Origin of the sequence: Pseudomonas sp. TH07, from assembly GCF_016651285.1 — a bacterium.
Classification (GTDB): Bacteria; Pseudomonadota; Gammaproteobacteria; order Pseudomonadales; family Pseudomonadaceae; genus Aquipseudomonas.
This window is the reverse complement of record NZ_JAEKED010000001.1, coordinates 4102810-4124685: the sequence shown is the minus strand read 5'-3', so window position 1 is coordinate 4124685 and position 21876 is coordinate 4102810. Positions and strand designations below refer to the sequence as shown.

Here is a 21876-nt window from a genome sequence, read left to right as displayed (position 1 = left end):
AATCCTTTTCTAACGCAGGCGGCTGACCGTGCCGGGGCTCAGTTCAGCGGCCTCTTCCATTGTCTGCAGTTGTTGCAGCAACGCCTCGCGCAACGCCTTGGGCGTATGCGCGTCGGCCAGGGTGACACGGCCCCGGCACCAGCCCTGGACACAGGTCAACCAATAGGCCTGATCCGCACCGGCCCGGGCATGACGCTGCAGCAGATACTGCAACTGATAACCCCGGGGCCACAGCGTCATCAGGGCCGCCCGGCGTTGTGCCGGCAACCCTTGCCAGCCCGCATCCAGGCGCTGGCGCAGCGGCTCGTCGAGGTCCCGCCAGGGTTGTTCGCGCAACAGCTCCACCGCCCGCGTGAAGACCTTGTCCGACTCATCGTCCAAGGCTGCCAGCTGCTGCTCCAGGCCGCGCTCGCCCAGGGCCTCCAGTGCTTGCAGACGCACCGACGCCAAGGGCGATTGCAGGGCCAGGCACAGCAGCGGCTCGGCCGCCGGCTCATTCAGCTCCCGGGCCAGGCCCGCCAGCCCCAGCCATTCACGGCGCGAAGCCGGCGCCGGCAGGGCCAGCCGTGCCAGCAATACCTGGCGCGCCTCCACCTGCCATTGCGGCGCCGCCCAACGGGCCAGGCACCGCATGGCTGCCGAATCATCCAGCAGGGCTCGTTGCAGGTACGCCTGTGGCGCCTGCACCAAACCGAGCAACCGGCGCAGGGCCTTGACCCGGACACTGGCGCCCCGGGTGTGCAGGGCGAACTCCAGCAACGGCACGGCCTGCTCCAGGGGCAATGCCGCGCAGGCTTCCACCGCCAATTGCCGCACCATCATGTCGCGGTGGACCAGGGCCCGACGGATCAGCACCTCAGGTTGCGCCGTGGCCTCGTGCAGCAAGCCGAACAAAAAGCGCGCCGGCTTGCCTTGCAGGCTGACGAACGCCGCTTCGACCTCGGCCCGCACCTCGGGCGCCTGAAGCACCGCACGCGCCGCCGTCAGTGTCGCCAGGTGATCCACCCGCTGCTTGTCGCCCAGGGCGATCAACGGCCCCAGCGCCTGCAACAGCAGGCCGACGTACTCCCGGCGCAGGTAGGGCTCGACCGCCGCGGCGGCCAGTTGCCGAACCTGCGGCACCCAGTCATTGAGGCGCAGCAGCAACGCCGCCAGTGCCTGGGCCGAGGGCCGCTGGCCCAGTGCCCGGACCGCCACTTCGCGCACATACCCCCAACGGAACTGACTCAGGGCACTCCAGCCCTGGTGATCGTCCGGGCCTTGCAGCGCGGCGATCAGTTCGTCGAGCTGATCGGCTTCATAAGGCCGCTGCTGCCATGACTGGCTGCGCAGCTGCTTGAGTTGGGTGATGCAATCCATGTTCTTATCCCTTGACGCACACCACCTGACGCAAGGTGTGCAGCACTTCCACCAGCTCGCGCTGGGCGTGCATGACTTGATCGATGTCCTTGTAGGCCATCGGTATTTCATCAATTACATCGGCGTCCTTGCGGCACTCCACATGGGCCGTGGCGCGGATCTGGTCCTCGAGGGTGAAGGTGTTCTTGGCCCGGGTCCGGCTCATGGTGCGACCGGCACCGTGGCTGCACGAGCAAAAGGCTTCCTCGTTACCCAGGCCACGCACAATGAAACTCTTGGCCCCCATGGACCCTGGAATGATCCCCAGTTCGCCCTTCTTCGCCGACACCGCGCCCTTGCGGGTGACCAGCACCTCTTCACCAAAGTGCCGCTCTTTCTGCACGTAGTTGTGGTGGCAGTTGACCGCTTCCAGCGCCACTTCGAACGGTTTGCTGATCACCTGGCGCGTCGCCTTGATCACCGCCAGCATCATCAGCTCGCGGTTTTGCCGGGCGAAATCCTGAGCCCAACCCACGGCCTCGACATAGTCGTCGAAGTGCTGGCTGCCTTCCTCGAAGTACGCCAGGTCACGGTCCGGCAAGTTGGCGATATGTTGGCGCATATCGGCCTGGGCCAGGTGGATAAACAGGTTACCGATGGCATTCCCTACCCCACGGGAACCGCTGTGCAGCATAAACCAGACCCGGTTCGCCTCATCCAGGCACACCTCGATGAAGTGGTTACCGCCCCCCAGGGTTCCCAGGTGCTTGCGGTTGTTGCTGTTGGCCAGCGCCGGGTACTTGTCGGTGATGGCCTTGAACCGAGGATCCAGCGCCGCCCAGGCCTGGTCGGCCTGCTGCGGAATCTCCCCCCAGGCGCCTTTATCGCGGCCGCTGCGGGGCGAGGTCCGGCCATGGGGCACGGCCTGCTCGATGGCGCTACGCAGACCCAGCAGGTTATCCGGCAGGTCGGCGGCGGTCAGCGAGGTGCGCGCGGCAATCATTCCGCAACCGATATCGACCCCGACCGCCGCCGGGATGATCGCGCCCTGGGTCGGGATCACGCTACCAATGGTCGACCCCTTACCCAGGTGCACATCGGGCATCACCGCCAGGTGCTTGAAGATGAACGGCATCTGCGCGGTGTTCATCAATTGCTGCTTGGCTTCGCTTTCCACAGGCACGCCCTGGGTCCACATCTTGATCGGCTTACCGTTGGCCACTTCCAGCAATTGATAGGTTTTGTGTTCCATGTTCTCGACTCTTTTTCCGTGGGCCGGCGATCCGGCACAAATTTTTCAGACGCTTCGTTCATTCAGTCAGGCAAACCACTGCAAGCCGAAGCCCGCATAAACGGCGACAAGGGTCAGGTGAAACATTGCAGCACGCTCTACCGTTGAGCTAGCGCCGTGAGGCGCACGGGAGTCGAACCCGTTACCACGCTGTTCTGTAGTTCCACCGGCATTCGCCGGGTCAATCGATAAAACCTGCAAGCCTGGGCCTGCTGGCAGCGACAAGGGGACAGGCACATTTGCTCTACCGACTGAGCTACCCGTTGCCGGGGCGGGGCTCGAACCCGCGACACAATGGAGTACCTGTGGCATTCGCTGCCTCCCGCCGAGGCGGGTCAAAAGGTGCGACGACAAGGGTGTGTGGAAACAGTGGTTGGTGTTCTGCCCCTTGAACTACGGCGGTCTTTCAACCACCGGCGGGAGTCGAACCCGCATCACGAACCTGGGATGTAGTTCCACAAGCATTCGTCGCATAAAACCGCAAATAGGTGGCACGACAAAAGGTGTGACTGAGTAGCCGGAATCGAACCGGCGTATCCATGATGTACAGCCACGGGCATTCGTGCCTTCAGTGCGTGTGACAAGGGTTTGGCGAGACGCCGTCAATGTAGTCCCGCCGGCATTCACACACGCCGAAAATCAATTTCTGTTGCGCCCGCCGGGTCAGCGGCGGACGACTGTTGTTGCCACGATCAGAGCTGCATCGCTTCGATCGCTTCGACCCAGTGCCGCGCACCGTAGTGGCCGGCGGTGAACTGGGCGATCACATCGAACACCGCATCACTGAAGCCGCCGACGTTGAGGATATCCTCGCGGTCCGCTGCCTGGGTGGTGGCGCCGGGTTGCATATCGATGCACACCAGCCGCGCTTGCGGGTTGATCTTCTTGATCCGCGCCCATTGCTGCATCGTCGCGCTGGCACCACGGCGCCGGGCGTCAATCCATGACTCGTTGTCCGAGACCAGGATCAGGGTATCGACCTTGGCCTTGGTATCGGCCAGCCTGGCCAGGGGCGCCGAGCAGTTGGTCCCGCCACCGCCGATGGCCGCCAGTTTCTGTGCATTGCTCATCACGCTGTCGCGAGGGTTGAGCGAGATATCCACCACCTGCACTTCAAACGGCATCACCCGCGCCGTCGGTTGCTTGCGCAGCACCGCTGCCGCCACCAGCGCCGCGACATCGATGCAACGCACCGCCGTGCTGGCTCCCGGACGATAACCGGTGACCGGGCTGTGCATCGAACCCGAGACATCCGGGCACACCACCACTGCACCTTGCAGCGCCGGCACGTTGGCCAGCGACAGCTCGAGGGCATCCTGCAACGCCTCGCGCACCACCAGCGGCACATCGTCACCGGCCATGCGGTAGGCCGCCAGCAACTGGTACGGATAGACCCGGGCCTTGGCCACCGCCTCGGCATCCGCCAGGCGCGCCGCCACATACTCGGCGCAACCGGCCACCTGGAACGCACCGTTGCGCGCCAGGGTGTTGAGGTTCATGCGCAGCGCCTGCCAGCCCATGTTCCGCGCCTGGGCCACCCATTGTTCCGGGCTCAGGGTCTGGTTGCTCAGCAACTGAAACGGCACCTGCGGTATCTGTGTGCTGGCCCCGCTGCGAAACATCAGCAGCGAACGGGTCAGCTCCGGCAGCGCCGCAATATCCACCGGCTTGCCGATCAGCCAGGCGAAAAACGCTGCACGCCAGGCTTCCTTGGGTTTGGGGTGAACCATCTTCACCACATCCGCCAGCGACGGCTGGTTGCCCACCGAGGCTTGCAACAGCTGGTATTCGCTGGCGCTGTTCAACCAGTTCTGCACCAGCCGCTTGGGCTGCGAGCCCAGGGATTTGCGCCCGGTGGCCCCGCTGCGCAGGATCTGCACGAAGTTGCGCAGCATCTTGCCGTTGTCCACCACCTGCTCGAACAACTCCGGCACCAGGGCCGAACGTTGTGCGGTCAGGGCCGAGAGCATCAGCGCCGGCATGTCCTTCATGTGCCCTTTGCGCCGGGCATACAGCGCGGCCTTGGCCACATAGCGGCTGTCGAGTTCGGCCACCAGTTGCAGCACGTCGGCCAGTTGGCTTTCGGCCGAGGCGTAAAAGGTCTGGTTCAGGCAACCGGTCACTGCCAGTTGTGCCAGCTTGTGCTTGGCACTGTAGGCGTAGGCCGGGGCCTGGGCCGCGTTCAAGGTGTCGCAGGCTGGCAGGGTTGCCGGTTGGCTGTTGAACAGCTTGAAGTTGGCCATCTTGGCGTCTCGCTCTGTTGTCTCGTTCGTTGCTAGAGATATTGCAGAGCACGTGCCAGGTTTGTTTTTTTGGCTGAAATTATTTTTAACTTATTGATTTATATAGCTTTATTTTTACAAAAGAATTTAAACAGTGTTTTAGGCAAGCGTAATACCCTGGATTTATTTATCCTTTCATATCGCCTTTTATCCAAGGATATAAACATGCCCGCCAAGCGCACGGTCGCCATTGGCTTTATCGGTTCCAACCTCGACCGCGTCGGCAAGGGCGCCAATCGCTGGAGCCATTGGCGGCCCAGCGTCGGCCTGTGCCAGCAGGAAGACCTGCTGCTGGATCGCCTGGACCTGATCCACGGCACCGAAGCCCGCGACCTCGGCCTGGCCGAACGGGTGCGCGAGGATATCCGCCAGGTCTCGCCGCTGACCGAGGTGCGCCTGCACCCCATGGAGCTGCGCAACCCCTGGGACTTCGAAGAGGTCTACGGCGCGCTGCACGACTTCACCACCGACTACCCGTTCGACACCGAGCACGAGGACTACCTGGTGCACATCACCACCGGGACCCACGTGGCGCAGATCTGCTGGTTCCTGCTGACCGAGGCCCGCTACCTGCCGGCGCGGCTGATCCAGACCTCCCCGTCCCGCCGGCGCAACCTCGACGAGCAGGCCACCGGCACCTACGCGCTGATAGATCTGGACCTGTCGCGCTACGACCGCATCGCCTCGCGTTTTGCCCACAAGCGCCTGGAGGGCCTGGCGTTTCTCAAGGCCGGGATCGCCACGCGCAACAGCGCGTTCAACCGCTCCATCGAGCAGATCGAACGGGTCGCGGTGCGCTCCAAGGCGCCGATGCTGTTGATTGGCCCGACCGGCGCCGGCAAGTCGTTCCTGGCGCGCCGCATCTACGAACTCAAGCGCAGCCGGCATCAGGTCGAGGGGCGCTTTGTCGAGGTCAACTGCGCCACCCTGCGCGGCGACGGCGCCATGTCGACCTTGTTCGGGCATATCAAGGGCGCCTTTACCGGGGCGCAGAACGCCCGCGACGGCCTGTTGCGGGCGGCGGATGGCGGCATGCTGTTCCTGGATGAAATCGGCGAACTGGGGGCCGACGAGCAGGCGATGCTGCTCAAGGCCATCGAGGAAAAACGCTTCTTCCCCATGGGCGCGGACCAGGAGGTGGCGAGTGACTTCCTGGTGATCGCCGGCACCCACCGCGACTTGCGCGGGCGGGTGGCCGAGGGCCTGTTTCGCGAAGACCTGTATGCGCGGATCAACCTCTGGACCTTCGACCTGCCAGGGCTGGCCGGACGCCGTGAAGACATCGAGCCGAACATCGATTTCGAGCTGGAGCGCCATGCCCGCGAACAAGGGCGCCTGGTGCGCTTCAACCTGGAAGCGCGGCGCCGCTACCTGGCCTTTGCCAGCTCCGGGGAGGCGGCCTGGCTGGGCAACTTTCGCGAGCTGTCGGCGTCGATCACGCGCATGGCAACCCTGGCCGACAGCGGCCGCATCGACGAAGCCCAGGTCGCGGAGGAAATCCAGCGCCTGCGCTATGCCTGGGGCTTGACCCAGGAACACGACGACCTGGCGCCGCTGCTGGCGGGCGAGCTGCAACTGGACCTGTTCGACCGCCTGCAACTCAAGGCCGTGATCGGCGTCTGCCGCCAGGCCGGCAGCCTCTCTGCCGCCGGCCGCCAGCTGTTCGGCGTCTCCCGCCAAGCCAAAGCCACCCCCAACGACGCCGACCGCCTGCGCAAATACCTGGCCCGCTTCGACATCGACTGGAAAAAAATCAGCGAAACCCAGCCCTGAACCCGTAGCCGAGCCTATCGGCAGCCGCTACAGAGGTACGGCGAACACGGCGTTGGCGCGGGCGACGGGGCGATCGCCGACGTGCAGGCTGACGGTGGCGAACGCCATTTGCCGACCGCGTTTGGAGTGTTCCAGGCGAACGTCGATCCACTCCCCGACCCGCACCGCGCCAAGGTAGTCGAGGGTCATGCTGGCGGTGATCAGCGGCAACGGCGGATCGCTGGAGAACGCCATGGCGTAGCCCATGCCGATGTCCGCCAGGGTGGCGATGATGCCGCCGTGCACCGTGCCGCGACCATTGGCGTGGCGTTGATCGGCGCGCAGGCCGATCTCCAGTTGCAGGCCACTGCCTCGGCTATAGACCGGGCCGATCAGCTCCAGTAACGGGCTGCTGCGCGACAGCGGGCTGTAACCGAGGGGAATGTCCGGGGCGTCCATGGGCTGAATCCTTTAAAAAGAGGTGCCTGATATGTAGTGCACCCAGGCTCCGCTGCCCAGCTGTATCAGGACGGCAAATCAAACCCGATAAGCCAGACGAAAGCCCTTCCCAACCTATCGATCAGCGGTAAGATGCGCGCCAGAAAAAACGCCACGACCCACGATCTCAAGGAACGACCATGCACCACCCGGATGGCAAATCCACCACCCTGCGCCGCCTCACCCTCGTCCTGCTGAGCAGCCTGACCCTGAGCGCCTGCTCCGGCGGTGGCGACTCCTCGTCAGCCGAACTCGCCGGCGCCCGAGGCAAGGCTGGCGCCCTGCTCGCCTACGAACACCAACTGACCCTGTCGCTGCCCGCCGACCTGGTGTCCGCCCGCCTCACCGCCACCCGTGAAGCCTGCGAAAACGCCCAGTTCGGCGCCTGCAACGTGCTGCGCATCGAAAACGGCAAGTACCGCTCCCAAGTGATTGTGCGCATCGTCCCCGACGGTGTGGAGCCCCTCGTCAAGCTCGCCTCCCAGGGCGCGCAACTGGCCGAACGAGTGACCACCGCCGAAGACCTGGCCGACGCCGTCGCCGACGTCCAACGCCAGCAGGAACGCCTCAAGGCACAACAAAAACGCCTCGACGAACTGGCCGCGCGCCGCGATATCACCGTCAGCGACCTGATTGCCCTGAGCAAGGAACAGGCCGCCATCGAAAACGACCTGCAAGCCCTGGCCCAGGCCGCCGCCGGACAGCAACGACGCCTGGACACCAACCGCCTGACCCTGAACTTCGAACCCACCGACAGCAGCGAAGGCATGTCCAACCTGCGCCAGGCCTTCAGCAACATCCTCGGCAACCTGGCAGACGGCACCGCCAGCGCAGTGGAAAAAATCAGCCACGCACTGCCCTTCGTAATCCTGGCCTTCCCCCTGGCGCTGATCTGGGTCTGGCTGTGGCGCAAGTTTGTGCGTCGACGTAGCTGAGAGTGAAGTTCGAGCCTGTGGCAGCGGCTACAGAGCGGATTTCGCCTGTAGCCGCTGCCGAGGCACGAGGCTGCGCTGGTCAGTAAAAGGACGGGACGCGCAGTTATCAATCCAGGCCGGCCGGAAGGCCGCCGCCTTGCTCTTGATGTTGATCTGAAGCGCCCCGTTAAACCACGATGGCCGAACGCAGGCAGTGAGCCGTGGGCAACCCGGCAGGACGCCGGGTTAGCCGCGCTGGGCCATGGATGGCCCATCGCGGCGGCCCACGGATCAATGCCGGAGTGAGGGCATGCCGAGCCGAAGCGAGGCACCGAGTGGTGGGGCAAGAGCGTTTTGCTTACTTTTGACTGGGCCGGCATTCCGGCTGTTCAAAAGTGAGCCGCTGTAAGAGCGGAACCATAAGTAGCCGTGACCGCAGCAATGGATATGCCCCCCATAAACCCGAGGTGCCAGGTCTTGGGGCCGCTGCGCGACCCAGCGGGAGCAAGCTCCCTCGCCACAGCAAGCTCCTTCACCACAGCCAGCGCCCTCACCACAGCCAGCTCCCTAACCTCAAAAAACGCCCTTGCCAGAGCAACGAATCAGCTCCCGCACCAAATCCCCCTGCACCACCAGCCAAAAAGCTCACCCCTGCAACGCCAAAGCCAACCGCTCCAACCCAATCCCAAACCCTGCCCCCTCCCGATAAGCCCCCGCCCCCACCACCTGCTGCTGCGCCCCCAACCGCGGACATCGCACCTCAAACCCCTCCCCACCCAGGTAATAGGTCAACCCCCGCTTGACCCCCAACTCAAGCTGATACTCCAGACCCAACCCATCAAGAAACCCCACACACAACTCCCGGCTGCGCTGCAACGCACGCTGCGGATCCGGCCCCAGAATCTCCAGCCCCAACTGGGTGAACTCGCGATAACGACCCGCCTGCGGCCGCTCATAGCGATAACAACGCGCCACATAGAAAAACGCCGCCTCTTCACGCCCCGCCAGCAAGGTACCAGCGGTTTCCTGGAACAGCGCCGTGGCTTCCGGAATCAGGCAGCACGGCCGCCCGGCCTTGTCGTTGAAGGCCCACATCTGGCCGATCACTTCGCTGCCACCGGCTTTCTCGATAAAGGTGTCCTGGCCCCAGAGCGCCGGAACTATGACTTCTTCAGCACCCGCTTCGATGAAGCCAGCTCCGGAAGCGTCCTTCCAGGGTGCGCAGGGCGGCGGCTTGTTGGCCGGTGATCATTCGGGTTCCACGGAGCATCGTCATTGGTATTTCCTCGTTCTGGCTGTTTGCCAGGCAATAAAAAAGGCGCCTTGTGGGCGCCTTGGTTTTTTCATCGTTGGTCAGTGAGTCGTTGCAGCCACTGACGGTTCGATGCGCATAAGCGACCACGGCCCCCGGGAATGAGGTCCGTGATGATGGATGCGGGAATTCAGGTCAGAAAAAATCATCGCGCATCCTTGCACGGCGCACGGGGTACTGACAAGCGCTTCTCAACCCCGCTTCAGGCAGCGCTGATAGCGTTCATCGACCCGCTTGGCGAACCAGGCGGTGGTCAGTTTGCGGGTGATTTTCGGGCTCTTGAGCTCGATCCCCGGCAGCAGTTGGCGCGGCACTGGCTTGCCGGCGGCCTGGTCGGCCAGGGCAAATACGCGCTGGTAGAGCCGGGTCTTTTCAAAGTCCAGGCTGTCGCCCTGCTCCAGCTGATCGCGAATGCTCGGGTTGCGCATGTCCAGCTGTTTACCCAGGGCGCGCACCGCCAGTTCGGTGGTGCCGGGCATGATCGAGTCATAGCGGATCAGGTCGCCGTCCAGGGCCAGGGCAATGCCCGACGCCCGGCTCACGGCATTCTGGAAGGCGGCGTTGCGGCTGGCGTACCAGCCGGCGTTGAAGTCGGCAAAGCGGTACAGCGGCTGCGGGTAGTTGGCCGGGTACCCCAGCAGGTGGGCAATGCCGAAGTACATCCCGCCACGCCGGCTGAAGACCTCCTGGCGAATCGAACCGTCGACCGAATAGGGGTAGTCCCGCGCCTGCTTCTCGGCAAAGGCGATGCTGACCTGCATCGGCCCGCCGGTGTGCACCGGGTTGAAGGTGCCAAACAGGGTCTTGCCCATGGGCACCATGCCGATGAAGTCGTCGAAGATCGCGCTCAACTGCTTCTCGGTGCGAGCACTGGCCAGGCGCTCGCTGTAGCTCTTGCCAGTGGGTGAGCGCACTTGCAGCGCGGCACTCACCAGCAGCGCCGGCACATGCACGGTGGCCGCCCGGCGGTCGATTTCCTGGCGGGCGATCTTGCCCAGCCCCAGCACCGCCGGGTCGACCTGGAAGGTGGACTCCTGCTCGGTGACCGCCAGCACCGCACACAGGTTCTGCGTGCTGGGCTCAATGCCCTGGGCGGTGAACGCCACCTGGATATCCCGGGCCCAGCCGGCACGGTCGGCGGTCTGTGCCGGCAGCAGGCGCTCGACCCGGGCCTGGACCTGGGCGGGAGACAAGGGCGCCACCTGGGGCGCGGTGCCCGAGCCGGCGCAACCGGCCAGGACCAGCAGCGCGCCGAGCAGCGCAAGGGGACGATAAACGTGCATAAGGCTCCTAACCAGGCAGTGCCCGAGAAACAGGCAGGCAAGGATATCGACTGCCCGCGCGCCCGGTGGTTCGCCGGCAGCGCCCGAAGGCGGCGCGCAACCTCGGTCGCCCTGGCCCATTTGCGATTATAGTGGCCCCCGCCCCTGCGACACTCGCCTCGCAGATTCCTCACTCCCGGCGGACCCCAGCCCCATGTTCACCCGCGAAGATTTCCAGCAACTGGCCCGGACCTCCCTGGCCAACCCCAGGTTCGTGGCGGGCTATCGTGGCCTGCATTACAGCACCTACCCGCAATACGCGTTCCAGGTGCCGGACAGCGAGCAGACCCTGCGCATCACCCGCGCGCCCAAGGCCGCCGCCGACAATGGCCTGGGGTTCTGGCTGGCCGCCGAGAGCGTGGATTTCACGCCCCAGCGCGAGCGCTATTTTGCGCCCTACCTGGCCGATGCCGCCTTTGCACCGTTGTCCGAACCGGCCCTGCTCAAGCAGATTGCCGACTGTTGCGCCGAGCTGATCCAACCGCCGCCGCTGCCCCTGATCAGCGACCAAACCTTCCAGGGCGCGTTGCTGATGTATTCGCTGGACACCGACCTGCTGGTGTCGCTGTTTGCCGAATACAGCCAGGAGTACCTGCATTTTTATTGGACCAGCACCGCGTAAAACCCCGTGGCGGACTATTGTGTGTAGGTCGCGCACTGTGTAGGTTTTGCCCACCCCGCTCGACCTTTCCGACATGGAGTAGTGTGCAATGTTGACCCTGGATTTTTTCATCACCTCGCTGATTGTGGTGCTGATCCCCGGCAGTGGCGTGATCCTGACCATCTCCACCGCCCTGGTGGCCGGCAAGCGCGCCAGCCTGTACACCGCCCTGGGCTGTACCGCCGGGATCGTCCCGCATCTGCTGGCCTCGGTGCTCGGCCTTTCGGCCATCCTGCACACCAGCGCCCTGGCCTTTCAGGGCCTGAAGTTCGCCGGCGTCGCCTACCTGCTGTACCTGGCTTATGCCACCTGGCGTGATCGCTCGGCCTTTGCCGTCGACAGCTCGCTGCCCGCCAGCAGCGCCGGCGGCCTGATCCTCAAGGCCTGCCTGCTGAATATTCTCAACCCCAAGCTGACGATTTTCTTCCTGGCCTTCCTGCCGCAGTTCATCAGCCACGATGGCGCCGCACCGGCCATGCAGATGCTGACCTTGAGCGGTGTGTTCATGGCCATGACCTTTGCCGTGTTCGTGCTCTACGGCGTGCTGGCCAACCTGTTCCGCACGGCGGTGATCGAGTCGCCCAAGGTGCAGAACTGGCTGCGCCGCAGCTTTGCCGCCAGCTTTGCCGGGCTGGGGCTGAACCTGGCGTTCAGCCAGCGCTGAAACCCGCGGCCCGGGGCCGCACCACCGGCATGCATTGATCCCTGACCGAGGACAAGGCCATGAACCGCAGCGACGTACTGATCATTGGCGCCGGCCCCACCGGCCTGGTACTGGCGCTGTGGCTCGCCCGGCAGGGAATCAAGGTACGGATCCTCGACCAGAGCAGCGGCCCCGGCACCACGTCCCGGGCGCTGGCGGTACAGGCCCGGACCCTGGAGCTGTACCGTCAGCTCGACCTGACCCAGACCATCCTCGACCAGGGCCATCAGGTGCCGGCGGTCAATCTCTGGGTCCGTGGCGAACCCACTGCCCAGCTGCCGCTGGGGGCCATCGGCGCCGACCTGACACCCTACCCCTTCCTGGAAATTTTCCCCCAGGACCTGCACGAACAGCTGCTGATCGAGCGCCTGGCAAACCTGGGCGTCAGCGTGGAACGCAACACCCAATTGCTGGCCTTTGACGACCACGGCCACCTGCTCAGCGCCCGCCTGCGCGGTGCCGATGGCGTCGAGGAAACCTGCCAGGCCTATTACCTGGCCGGCTGCGACGGCGCCCACTCCACGGTGCGCAAGACCCTGGGCACGGGCTTCCCCGGCGGCACCTATGAACAAGTGTTCTACGTGGCCGACGTCGAAGCCAGCGGCCCGGCGCTGGATGGCCAGCTGCATATCGACCTCGACGAAGCGGACTTTCTCGCTGTGTTCCCCCTGGCCGACCCGGGCCACGCCCGGCTGATCGGCACCGTACGCGACGCCCGTGCGCAGCACCCGCAGGCCCTGAAGTTCGAAGACGTCAGCCAGCGCGCCCTGCACCACCTCAAGGTCGAGGTGGCGCAGGTCAACTGGTTTTCCGCTTATCGGGTGCACCACCGGGTGGCCGAACAATTTCGTCGCGGCCGGGTGTTTCTGCTCGGCGACGCGGCCCATGTGCACAGCCCGGCCGGGGGCCAGGGCATGAACACCGGGATCGGAGACGCCATCAACCTGGCCTGGAAACTCGCCGCGGTGTTGACCGGCAAGGCCACGCAAAGCCTGCTGGACACTTATGAAATCGAACGCATCGAGTTTGCCCGGCGCCTGGTGGCGACCACCGACCGGGTGTTCAGCTTCGCCACCGCCGACGGGCCGATTGCCAACCTGCTGCGCACGCGCCTGGCGCCGCTGCTGATCCCCCGGGTCGCGGCGCTGGAGTCGGCCCGCGAGCTGCTGTTTCGCACCGTGTCGCAGATCACCCTCAACTACCGGGGCATGCCCCTGAGCGTCGGCAGCAGCGGCCATGTGCATGGCGGTGATCGCCTGCCCTGGGCCCATGACGCCGACAGCGACAACTTCGCCAGCCTGGCGCTGATTGGCTGGCAAGTGCATGTGTATGGCGACACCAGCGATGAGTTGCAGGCCTGGTGCAGGGCCCATCAACTGCCCTTGCAGCAGTTTCCCTGGCACCCGGCCCACGCCACGGCGGGCCTGGCGCGCAACGGCTTTTACCTGTTGCGCCCGGACACCTACGTGGCGCTGGCCGAACGTTCGGCGGACCCCAAGGTGCTGGAGCGTTACTTTGCCGAACGCGACCTCACGCCCTGGAGCAACGGCGTACCCAAGCCCTAGAAGCTGGCCTTGACCGACAACATGAAGTTGCGCGGATCGCCGTAGAAGTTGCCGAAGCCTTCGGTGCCGACGGTCCGGTAGTAGCGCTTGTCGAACAGGTTGTTGCCGTTCAGGGCCAGGGACCAGGTCTCATCGATGCGGTAACCGATGCGCCCGTTCCAGATCGCATAACCGGCCTGGGTGATATGCCTGCTGCTGGTCGGCGAGGTGCGGTAGTTGTCGCTTTGCGCATTGACCCCGGCGCCAATGGAGAACTTGTCCAGCGCCCCGTCCAGGGCATAGTCGCCCCACACCCGCAGCAGGTGGCGCGGCACATAGGAGTTGCCCGCCGAACCGTTCTTGCTGGTATCGGCGTCTTCCAGGGTCTTGGTCTGGGTGTAGGTGTAGCCGGCCAGCAGTTGCAGGCGCTCGATCACTTCACCGCTGACTTCAGCCTCAAAGCCCTGGGCCCGGACCTTGCCCGAGTTCATCGAGCAGCTGCTGTCCGGGCACGCCGGGTCGTCCTGCACCGCATCTTCCTGCAGGGTGCGGAACAGGTTGAACGCGCTGTTCAGGCGCCCGTCGAACCACTCGCCCTTGATCCCCAGTTCGTAGTTCTTGCCGATCAGCGGCTTGAGCGATGAACCGTCGAAGCTGCGGTAGCTGCCCTGAGGCGTGAAGATATCCGAGTAGCTGGCGTAGGCGGTCAGGTTATCGTTGAGGTCATACAGCACCGCAGCAAAGGGCGTGACCTGGCCGGTTTCCTTGGACTTGGCGTTGATCGGCGTGCGCGTGTCCATCCAGTAACTGAGGGAGTCATTCTCCGAGCTGTACCAGCTGACGCGACTGCCGACCACCAGGGTCAGCGGGTCGGCCAGCTTCAGGCGCAAGGTCGAATAAGCGCCGTATTGCTGGATATGGATATCCACCGGGCCGCCCCGCGTGGAGTGGGTGTCGTAGTAGCTGTCGTCGGGCTCGGGGATGTGTTTATCCGGGTTGAACACATTCTGGCGCTGGGGCAATGCCGCCACCGCGTAGAAATCGTCCTTGCGCGAACGACTGGCATTGGTCCCGACAATCAGTTCGTGCTCCTGGCCAAAGGCCTGGAATTTGCCATCGACGTAGGCATCGAAGCCGTAGTCGACCTGATCGTAGTCATAGATGCTGCCCAGCATCAGGGTGTTGCTGCTGGTGCTGCCCACCGGCACCGCGCCACTCGGGAAGGCGTACGCGATGTCCTGGGTGTTCTTGCTGTAGACCCCGGCCACCTTGAGCGCCCAGTTGTCATCGAACTGGTGCTTGAGATCGCCGAAGTAGGTGATTTTCTTGCTGCGCGAGTTGTTCCAGGCGGTGTTGAGGCAGGTGGAACGGCTGAGCTTCAGGTCGCTGCCGTCGCTGTAGCGTGGCAGGCCGCCCCAGCATGGGGTGGAATCCACATCTTCATACGCCAGGCCCAGGCCCAGGGTGGTGTCGGGGCTGAGGTCGAAGTCCAGGGCGCCGTAGTACACCTGATCGCGGCGCTCGGCATTGTCGTAGAAATACTGCCGGCTCTGCTGGGCTACCACGGCCCGGCCACGAATGGTGCCGGATTCATTCAACGGGCCGCCCGTATCGACCTGGCCCCGGTAGTTGTCCCAGGAGCCGGCCGACATCGTCAGCTCGGTGTGGGGGGTGGCCTGGCCGCGCTTGCGCACAAAGTTCACCGAACCTGCGGTGCCGCCCGCGCCCTTGAGCATCCCGGCGGCGCCGCGCAACACTTCGACCCGGTCATAAAAAGCCATGTCGCTGTTGAAGCTGTCGGCCTGCACGTAGCTGCTGCCCATGTCCAGCGGCACGCCGTCGAACTGGTACTGGCCGGTCATGCGAAAGCCCCGGGAGTAGAAGTATCTGCCGCCCATGGGCGAGTCGTAGAGAGTGATGCCGGGGGTCTTTTCCATCACCTGATCGATGGTGTCGAGGTGCTGGTCATCCATCATCTTGCGCGTGATGACCGTCACCGACTGCGGGGTTTCCTTCAGCGAATGGGCACCCTTGCTGATGGTCACCGCACCGGTGGTGTAGGAGCCCGAGCCTTCGGTGGTGGCGTTCAGCGCCTGGGCCTGGACGCTGGTCACCCCCAACTCGAGGGCCGAGCCGGCATTGGGCGCGGCGCGCAGCACGTAGCTGCCGTTGCTCTGCGGTTCGGCCTGCAGGCCGCTGCCGGAGAGGATCCGGGCAAAGCCTTCGTCGACCCCGTAATCACCCTTGAGCCCCGCCGAACGCCGCCCTTCGGTCTGCTGCGCATCGAAGGAAATCGCCGCCCCGGCGGCACTGGCAAAACGGCTCAGGACCTCGGTCAGGTTGCCCGCGGCGATATCGAAACTGCGCACCGCGCCCTGCTGGACGGGGCTTTCGGCCATGGCCAGCGGCAGCGTGAGCGCCGAGTACAACGCGACCATTCCCCACAACCCTGCCTTCACCGCAATCGACAGCCCCGCCGGCTTCGGCTTGTGAACTTCAGACATGCTTTCCCTTCCCCAATGACAAAAATGAATCCACTGGGGGATAAGCCGAACCAGGGGCAAAAAAACTGCAAAGGCTAATGAGAATTTTTCAAAAAAACTGCTCAGGCCCCGGAAACCGTGACCCAGTAAGGCGTGTAGCGATTGATCGTGAGGGAGAAACCGCTCTGCAACGCCGCCAGCGCCAGGTCGGTGTTATCGATGGGAAAGGCCCCGGAGATTTTCAGGTCGGCGATGCGCGAGTCGCAGCGCACGACACCGCGCCGGTAACGCGACAGGTCGGCCAGCAACTCGCCCAACGGCCGATTGATGGCAATGATGCTGCCCTGGCGCCAGGCGCCCAGGGTGACGTCATTGAGCGCCACCGTGCCCAGGCCCCGAGCGTTCAACTGCAAGTGCCGGCCGGCGTCCAGGCGCAGGGGCGCACCGGCGCCGCTCGGGCTGACCTGCAGTGCCTGGTCCATGGCTGCCACCTGGTCCCCCTCGGCCGACGAGCGCACCAGGAACCGCGCGCCCGAGGCCAGAACCTGGCCGTAGCGGGTGTCGACCCGCAACGGTCGCTGCAAGGGATCGACCACGCTGTTGACCAGGATCTCGCCCCAGAGCAATTCCAGCACCCGCTGCTGGCCATCGAAACGCACATTGACCGACGTGTCGGTGTTGAGCAGCAGCGAACTGCCGTCCGCCAGGCGCACTTCGCGGCGTTCGCCGACCTCGGTGCGGTAGTCGGCCAGCAGGTTCTGCGCGGTTTCGCTGCGCCAGCCGAGGGCGCCCAGGGAACCGGCCGCAGCCACCAGCACCAGCCCGCGCAGGACCTCGCGCCGCGAATGGCTGGCACCGCGCAGGGTCGGCGCGGCCAGGCGCCCCGGCACGGCGGCCATCTGCTCGCCGACCTGCTGCATGCGCGTCCACGCCTCGCGGTGCAGCAGGTCGGCAGCCAGCCACTGGTGCCAGGCCTGTTGTTCCTGCTCGGTCTGGCTGCCGGACCTGAGCCGCGCATACCAGCGCGCAGCGGCGCTGATGGCTTGCAGTTCGGCAGCTGATAGTTGCGGGCCGGACAGGCTCATGGGCACTGCATCCGGATCTGCATCAGGCAGCAATGCTCCATGGCCTTGGCCATGTAGTTGTTCACCGAACGCTCGGAGATCCCCAGGCGCTCGGCAATCTGCGGGTAGGTCAAGCCGTCGAACTGCGACAGGATGAACGCCTGGCGCACCTTGCTGCCCAGGCCTTCGAGCATGCGGTCGATGTCCAGCAGCGCCTGCAACAGGATCGCCTGCTCTTCCGGCGATGGGTACTCGGCCTCGGGCACGTTGGCCAGGGCCTCCAGGTAGGACTGCTCCAGGGAGCGGCGGCGGAACAGGTCGATCAGCAGGCCCTTGGCGACCCGCGACAGATAGGGCCGCGGCTCGCGGATTTCCATGGCATTGCGCGCCGTGATCACCCGTACGAACGTGTCCTGGACCAGGTCCGCGGCATCGCAGGCATTGCCCAGGCGCTGGCGCAACCAGCCGTGCAACCAGCTCTGGTGCTCGGAGTAGAGGGTGTTGACGGCGCTGCGAAGGGACAAGTCGTCGGCGGGCATGACACAGAAAATTCACGTTTGATAATGAATCGCATTGTCATGTAGCACTCAGGGCTTGGCAATAGCCATCAACCGGGTTTGTTCAATCGCGATGGGCTCATGACCGATCGACTGATCTCGGTAAGGGAGGTGGACCGTGACGCGGGCCCTCTATCGACTTTTTGCAATCACACCCGTCATGTATTGATTCAAGTCGCAAAAATCCTGAACTTTCCACGAGAACGGCGCCAGCTTTACACCGTTCTCTTGCAAGGTCTTTGGAATCAGGTTGCCGTTGGGGCGAAGGATTACCGACGACACGATAACCCCCGGATAATCATTCAGACGCTTCTTGAACGCGGACGTCGTGAGGTCGGGTGTAGGAGGATTGCTTTTATTGGCCAGTGGCCCTGTGGCCTTGATATCGGCTCCATGGCACATGGCGCATCTCTGCAGATAGAGCGTCTTGCCATTGGCAATATCCGCAACGGAAAGTGATGTTTGAAGCAGCGATAACACCCCTAGCGAAGCGATGAACAATCTTCTTATTTTCATGTGCCACATGTCCTTATGGTGTCAATCAGCTCTGACTCCAGGGCTACCCCGACAGCGCCACTGCAACCCTCCATGTTCTCGATGACGCTCAAACCGAGAGGGCTGATTGGCAATGGGCCGCGCCCCACAAACCTGACTTCAATACGTTGATTTAGTTGAACAAACACTAATCACGGTGATTAGAAGCGCGCCATTCTCCTTTGGCGCGTACTGGCTTGCAAGGAGCGCCCTGAGGGACTTGTGAGCCCTCAGGGATCAGCCCGGGTTCGCCGCCAATGCCTCAGCCCTGCCGGAAACGGTGCCGTGGGCACCCGGGCACCAAGTGGTCGATGGCGAACAGGTCCCCGGACTCGGGGTAGCGCGCCAGTTCCTCGGCGCTCATGGCGAAGCGGGCACTGGTGATAAACAGGGTGCTCAGGTCCGGCCCGCCGAAACAGCAACTGGTGGGACGTGGCACTGGCATCGCCAGCTCCCGGGTCAATTCGCCGTGACGGTCGTAGTGCAACAGACAGCCGCCGTTGAACTGGCAGACCCAGATCCCGCCTTCGCGGTCGATGGCCAGGCCGTCGGGGCGGCCCAGGTGCGCCGGGGTTTCGGCAAAGACCGAGACCGGCCCCAGCCCGCCCTCGCCCGCCGCGTAAGGCGCCTGGTAGATTCGCCGCGCCACCGAATCGACAAAAAACAGCTGCCGGCCGTCTTCGGACCAGACCAGCCCGTTGGGCAGGCCCAGGGGCTGGTGCAGCAGGCTGGAGCCGAGCTGACGGTCGTAGCGCAGCAGTTTGCCGCTGTCCGGGCTGTGGCCCTCGTCCATCAGCCCTGTGACAAATCGCCCCTGCGGGTCGCAGGCGCCGTCGTTGAAGCGCCAGGAGGCCGGCCCGGCCAACGCCGCCGAGCGCTGAACAGGTGCCAGGCTCCGGCTATCGAGAATCGCCACGGCAGTGTCTTCGGTGAAGATCAGGTTTCCACTGTCGGTCAGGGCCAGGGCGCCAATCCGTGCCGCACTGCGGTACAGGGTGGCGAGTGTGCCCCCGGCATCCAGGCGATGGATGCGACCGCCGGAGATATCGACAAAGTACAGAATCTGCCGCTGCTCATCCCAGACCGGGCTTTCGCCAAGGTCGGCCTGGGCCTTGGCCACCCGGCGCACCCTCAAAGGCTCAGGCATGCCGTGTCTCCTTGATGCTGGCCCACAACCGGGCGACGTCGGCGGGGCTGGCGGCGTGCACCCGGGCCAGGTCCAGCGGGTAGTCGACGCCAGGATTTTCCTCGAAGCGGGTGGCGCTGAACTGGCCGTTGCTGGCCCGCAGGATATAGCCGCTGTCGTGGCAATCGGCGCTGGCCAGGTAGATGACACCCGGCGCCACCGCTTCGGGCGTGAGGTCCGGCGGCTGGCCGGAGATACCCCACATGCGGGTCTTGGCCACCGGCGACACGGCGTTGACCAAAATCCCGTGCGCGGCGCCCTCCATGCTCAACGCGTTCATGATCCCCAGTTGCGCCATCTTGCCGGCGGCATAGGCCACCAGTCCGGCCTGGGCGTAACGCTGGTACATGGCCCGGTCCGAAGTGGTCAGCACCACCCGTGGCGCCGGCGATTGCCGCAGGTGCGGCCAGGCATGCTTGCAGAGCCAGATCGGCGCCTGGATATTCACCGCCACGGCCCGCTCGATAAACCCGGTGTCTACGCTTTCGATGGGCTGGTAACCGACCCAGCCGGCGTTGTGAATCAGAATGTCCAGGCCGCCAAAGGCGTCCAGGGCACGCGCGATCAACTGCTGGCAACCCGCCTCCTCGGCCAGGCTGCTGCTGTCGCCCAGTACCGACAAACCGTCGGCTTGCAGGCTGCGTGCGGCCTCCTGGACCACGTCGGCATCGCTGCCGACTCCGCTGCGATCAGTGCCCGGGTCATTGATCAGCACCTGGGCGCCCCGTTCGGCCAGCGCCCGTGCATACACCAGGCCCAAGCCGCGGCCAGCGCCAGTAACGATGGCGGTCCTACCTTTGAAATTCATGCTGGAGTCCTCCTTTTTTTCCAGCCTAACAACAATGAAATCAAGGGTTTAATACTTAATACAGGCGCTTTTGAGACGTTCCAGGTATCAGCCACAACGCCGCGCGGCGACCCGATGGCAGGGGCCCATGGTCAGGACCGGGCGAGAAAGTTATTCTGCCGCCACTCGCGCCCGAATCGGTGGCGCTCCACCAAGGATGGACACGGCGAATGAGATTCGCGATCGGCCTGTTTTTCTGCTGTGCGCTCGGCACCGCCCTGAATGCCCACGCGGCAGAAACCGTCAACGACATCACTCAGCTCAACCCCATCGTGGTCGACCAGGTGGCCCGGCCCACGACCCTGGAGCAGATCGCGCAACTGGTGGCCACCCACCCCGGGCCCATCGCCATCGGTGGCGGGCGCTACAGCATGGGCGGCCAGACCGCCACCGAGTATGCGTTGCAGATCGATATGCGCGGTTTCAACCGGGTGCTGGATTTTTCCAAAGAGCGCAAGGAGATCACGGTCCAGCCGGGGATCACCTGGCGGGCCCTGCAAGACGTTATCGACCCCCATGACCTGTCTGTCAGCATCATGCAGAGCTACGCCAACTTCACCGTTGGCGGCGCCCTGAGCGTCAACGCCCACGGGCGTTACGTCGGTTATGGCCCGCTGGTTACCTCGGTCAAGGCCATCAAGCTGGTGCTGGCCGACGGTCAGGTGGTCGAGGCCAGCCCGCAGCACAACGCCGATCTGTTCTACGGCGCCATCGGCGGCTACGGCGGCCTGGGGGTGATAGTCGAAGCCACCCTGCGCCTGAGCGACAACGTTCGCCTGTTGCGCAGCGTCGAAGAGATGCCCCTGAGCGACTACCGGCCCTTTTTCGTCAAACAGATCGAGCACGATCCCAAGGTTATCCTGCACAACGCCGTGCTCTACCCCGACCAGTATCAGACCCTGCGCGCCGTGTCCTACCGCCAGACCGAGCTGCCGCTCACCGTCGCCGAACGCCTGACACCCCTGGACCGCAACTACTGGAAAGAACAGAAAGCCTTGAAGGTCGTGAGCCAGTGGCCCATGGGCAAGACCCTGCGCCAGGATGTGATCGACCCGCTGGTGTTGAAGAAGCCGCAAGTGAGCTGGCGCAACCACGAAGCCAGCCTCGACGTGCGCGAACTGGAACCCGACTCCCGGGCCAAGCGCACGTACGTGCTGCAGGAATATTTCGTGCCCCCGGCGCAACTGGAGAGCTTTATCCAGGAGATGGGCACCACCCTGCGCGCGCACCAGGTCAACGTGATCAACCTGTCGATCCGCCACGCCAAGGCAGATCCCGGCACCCTGCTGGCCTGGGCCAAGACCGACGTCTTCGCGCTCGTGCTGTATTACCAGCAGAGCACCGCGCCGGCAGCGCGGGATGACGTGCGGGAATGGACCCGGGCCCTGGTGGACAGCGCGATCGAGCGTGGCGGCAGCTATTACCTGCCCTACCAGATCCACGCCACGCCGGCGCAGTTTCGCGCGGCCTATCCACGGGCGCCCGAGTTTTTTGCGCTCAAGGCACGGGTCGATCCAGGGAATAAATTTCGCAATAAATTGTGGGATGCGTATGGGGTCGGAGGTTAAACCCGGGCCCACGCACACTG

The 21876-nt window shown here is 64.4% G+C and carries 18 protein-coding genes; 6 read left to right on the top strand and 12 right to left on the bottom strand.

Annotation, left to right across the window (positions count from 1 at the left end):
- Positions 1-9 precede the first annotated feature (9 nt).
- The 3 genes from JFU57_RS19280 to JFU57_RS19270 form a co-directional block, all read right to left on the bottom strand.
- Positions 10-1359 carry a PBS lyase gene (locus tag JFU57_RS19280; protein WP_078472721.1) on the bottom strand — a complete coding sequence of 450 codons (1350 nt, stop codon included), beginning with the start codon at positions 1357-1359 and terminating at the stop codon, positions 10-12.
- 4 nt (positions 1360-1363) lie between these two features.
- Positions 1364-2590, bottom strand: a complete 1227-nt coding sequence (locus tag JFU57_RS19275; RefSeq protein WP_201130446.1) for an RtcB family protein — start codon at positions 2588-2590, stop codon at positions 1364-1366.
- 731 nt (positions 2591-3321) lie between these two features.
- A complete protein-coding gene (locus JFU57_RS19270; RefSeq protein WP_078472723.1) occupies positions 3322-4872 on the bottom strand; it encodes a TROVE domain-containing protein in 1551 nt (516 codons plus the stop codon).
- 204 nt (positions 4873-5076) lie between these two features.
- On the opposite strand from JFU57_RS19270, the gene rtcR reads away from it, so the two are divergent.
- Entirely contained in the window at positions 5077-6684 is a 1608-nt protein-coding gene (gene rtcR / locus JFU57_RS19265) for an RNA repair transcriptional activator RtcR (RefSeq protein WP_201130445.1), read from the top strand.
- Positions 6685-6711: 27 nt separating this feature from the next.
- Here rtcR and JFU57_RS19260 read toward each other — a convergent pair whose 3' ends face one another.
- Entirely contained in the window at positions 6712-7122 is a 411-nt protein-coding gene (locus tag JFU57_RS19260; protein WP_201130444.1) for a PaaI family thioesterase, read from the bottom strand.
- A gap of 179 nt (positions 7123-7301) precedes the next feature.
- Here JFU57_RS19260 and JFU57_RS19255 point away from each other — a divergent pair, with 179 nt between their 5' ends.
- Complete coding sequence (locus JFU57_RS19255; RefSeq protein WP_201130443.1) at positions 7302-8096, top strand: DUF4349 domain-containing protein; 795 nt, start codon at positions 7302-7304, stop codon at positions 8094-8096.
- A gap of 624 nt (positions 8097-8720) precedes the next feature.
- Here JFU57_RS19255 and JFU57_RS19250 read toward each other — a convergent pair.
- Entirely contained in the window at positions 8721-9263 is a 543-nt protein-coding gene (locus tag JFU57_RS19250) for an ATP phosphoribosyltransferase regulatory subunit (RefSeq protein ID WP_201132151.1), read from the bottom strand.
- A 315-nt stretch (positions 9264-9578) separates the two neighbouring features.
- Positions 9579-10670, bottom strand: a complete 1092-nt coding sequence (locus tag JFU57_RS19245) for a DUF1615 domain-containing protein (RefSeq protein WP_201130442.1) — start codon at positions 10668-10670, stop codon at positions 9579-9581.
- A 193-nt stretch (positions 10671-10863) separates the two neighbouring features.
- On the opposite strand from JFU57_RS19245, the gene JFU57_RS19240 reads away from it, so the two are divergent.
- The 3 genes from JFU57_RS19240 to JFU57_RS19230 all read left to right on the top strand — a co-directional run bounded on the left by JFU57_RS19240 (position 10864) and on the right by JFU57_RS19230 (position 13638).
- Entirely contained in the window at positions 10864-11331 is a 468-nt protein-coding gene (locus JFU57_RS19240; protein ID WP_201130441.1) for a hypothetical protein, read from the top strand.
- Between the two features lie 88 nt (positions 11332-11419).
- Positions 11420-12034, top strand: coding sequence for a LysE family translocator (locus tag JFU57_RS19235; RefSeq protein ID WP_020296883.1), 615 nt, complete (start codon positions 11420-11422; stop codon positions 12032-12034).
- A 59-nt stretch (positions 12035-12093) separates the two neighbouring features.
- Positions 12094-13638 carry an FAD-dependent oxidoreductase gene (locus JFU57_RS19230; RefSeq protein ID WP_201130440.1) on the top strand — a complete coding sequence of 515 codons (1545 nt, stop codon included), beginning with the start codon at positions 12094-12096 and terminating at the stop codon, positions 13636-13638.
- Here the strand turns inward: JFU57_RS19230 and JFU57_RS19225 are convergent.
- From JFU57_RS19225 to JFU57_RS19200, 6 genes are all read right to left on the bottom strand, one after another.
- A complete protein-coding gene (locus tag JFU57_RS19225) occupies positions 13635-16121 on the bottom strand; it encodes a TonB-dependent siderophore receptor (protein WP_201130439.1) in 2487 nt (828 codons plus the stop codon). The two genes, JFU57_RS19230 and JFU57_RS19225, sit on opposite strands and share 4 nt — an antisense overlap.
- Positions 16122-16222: 101 nt before the next feature.
- Positions 16223-17185: a FecR domain-containing protein gene (locus JFU57_RS19220; RefSeq protein WP_201130438.1), complete on the bottom strand. Its 963-nt coding sequence runs from the start codon at positions 17183-17185 to the stop codon at positions 16223-16225.
- On the bottom strand, positions 17182-17703 hold the full coding sequence (locus tag JFU57_RS19215) for a sigma-70 family RNA polymerase sigma factor (protein ID WP_078473639.1): 522 nt from the start codon (positions 17701-17703) through the stop codon (positions 17182-17184). The genes JFU57_RS19220 and JFU57_RS19215 overlap by 4 nt, the downstream gene beginning before the upstream one ends.
- Positions 17704-17853: 150 nt before the next feature.
- Positions 17854-18237, bottom strand: coding sequence for a c-type cytochrome (locus JFU57_RS19210; protein ID WP_201130437.1), 384 nt, complete (start codon positions 18235-18237; stop codon positions 17854-17856).
- Positions 18238-18517: 280 nt separating this feature from the next.
- Positions 18518-19402, bottom strand: coding sequence for an SMP-30/gluconolactonase/LRE family protein (locus JFU57_RS19205; protein ID WP_201130436.1), 885 nt, complete (start codon positions 19400-19402; stop codon positions 18518-18520).
- Positions 19395-20249 carry an SDR family NAD(P)-dependent oxidoreductase gene (locus JFU57_RS19200; protein ID WP_201130435.1) on the bottom strand — a complete coding sequence of 285 codons (855 nt, stop codon included), beginning with the start codon at positions 20247-20249 and terminating at the stop codon, positions 19395-19397. Before JFU57_RS19200 ends, JFU57_RS19205 begins: the two co-directional genes overlap by 8 nt.
- 209 nt (positions 20250-20458) lie before the next feature.
- Here JFU57_RS19200 and JFU57_RS19195 point away from each other — a divergent pair, with 209 nt between their 5' ends.
- Positions 20459-21856 carry an FAD-binding oxidoreductase gene (locus tag JFU57_RS19195; RefSeq protein ID WP_201130434.1) on the top strand — a complete coding sequence of 466 codons (1398 nt, stop codon included), beginning with the start codon at positions 20459-20461 and terminating at the stop codon, positions 21854-21856.
- Positions 21857-21876 lie beyond the last annotated feature (20 nt).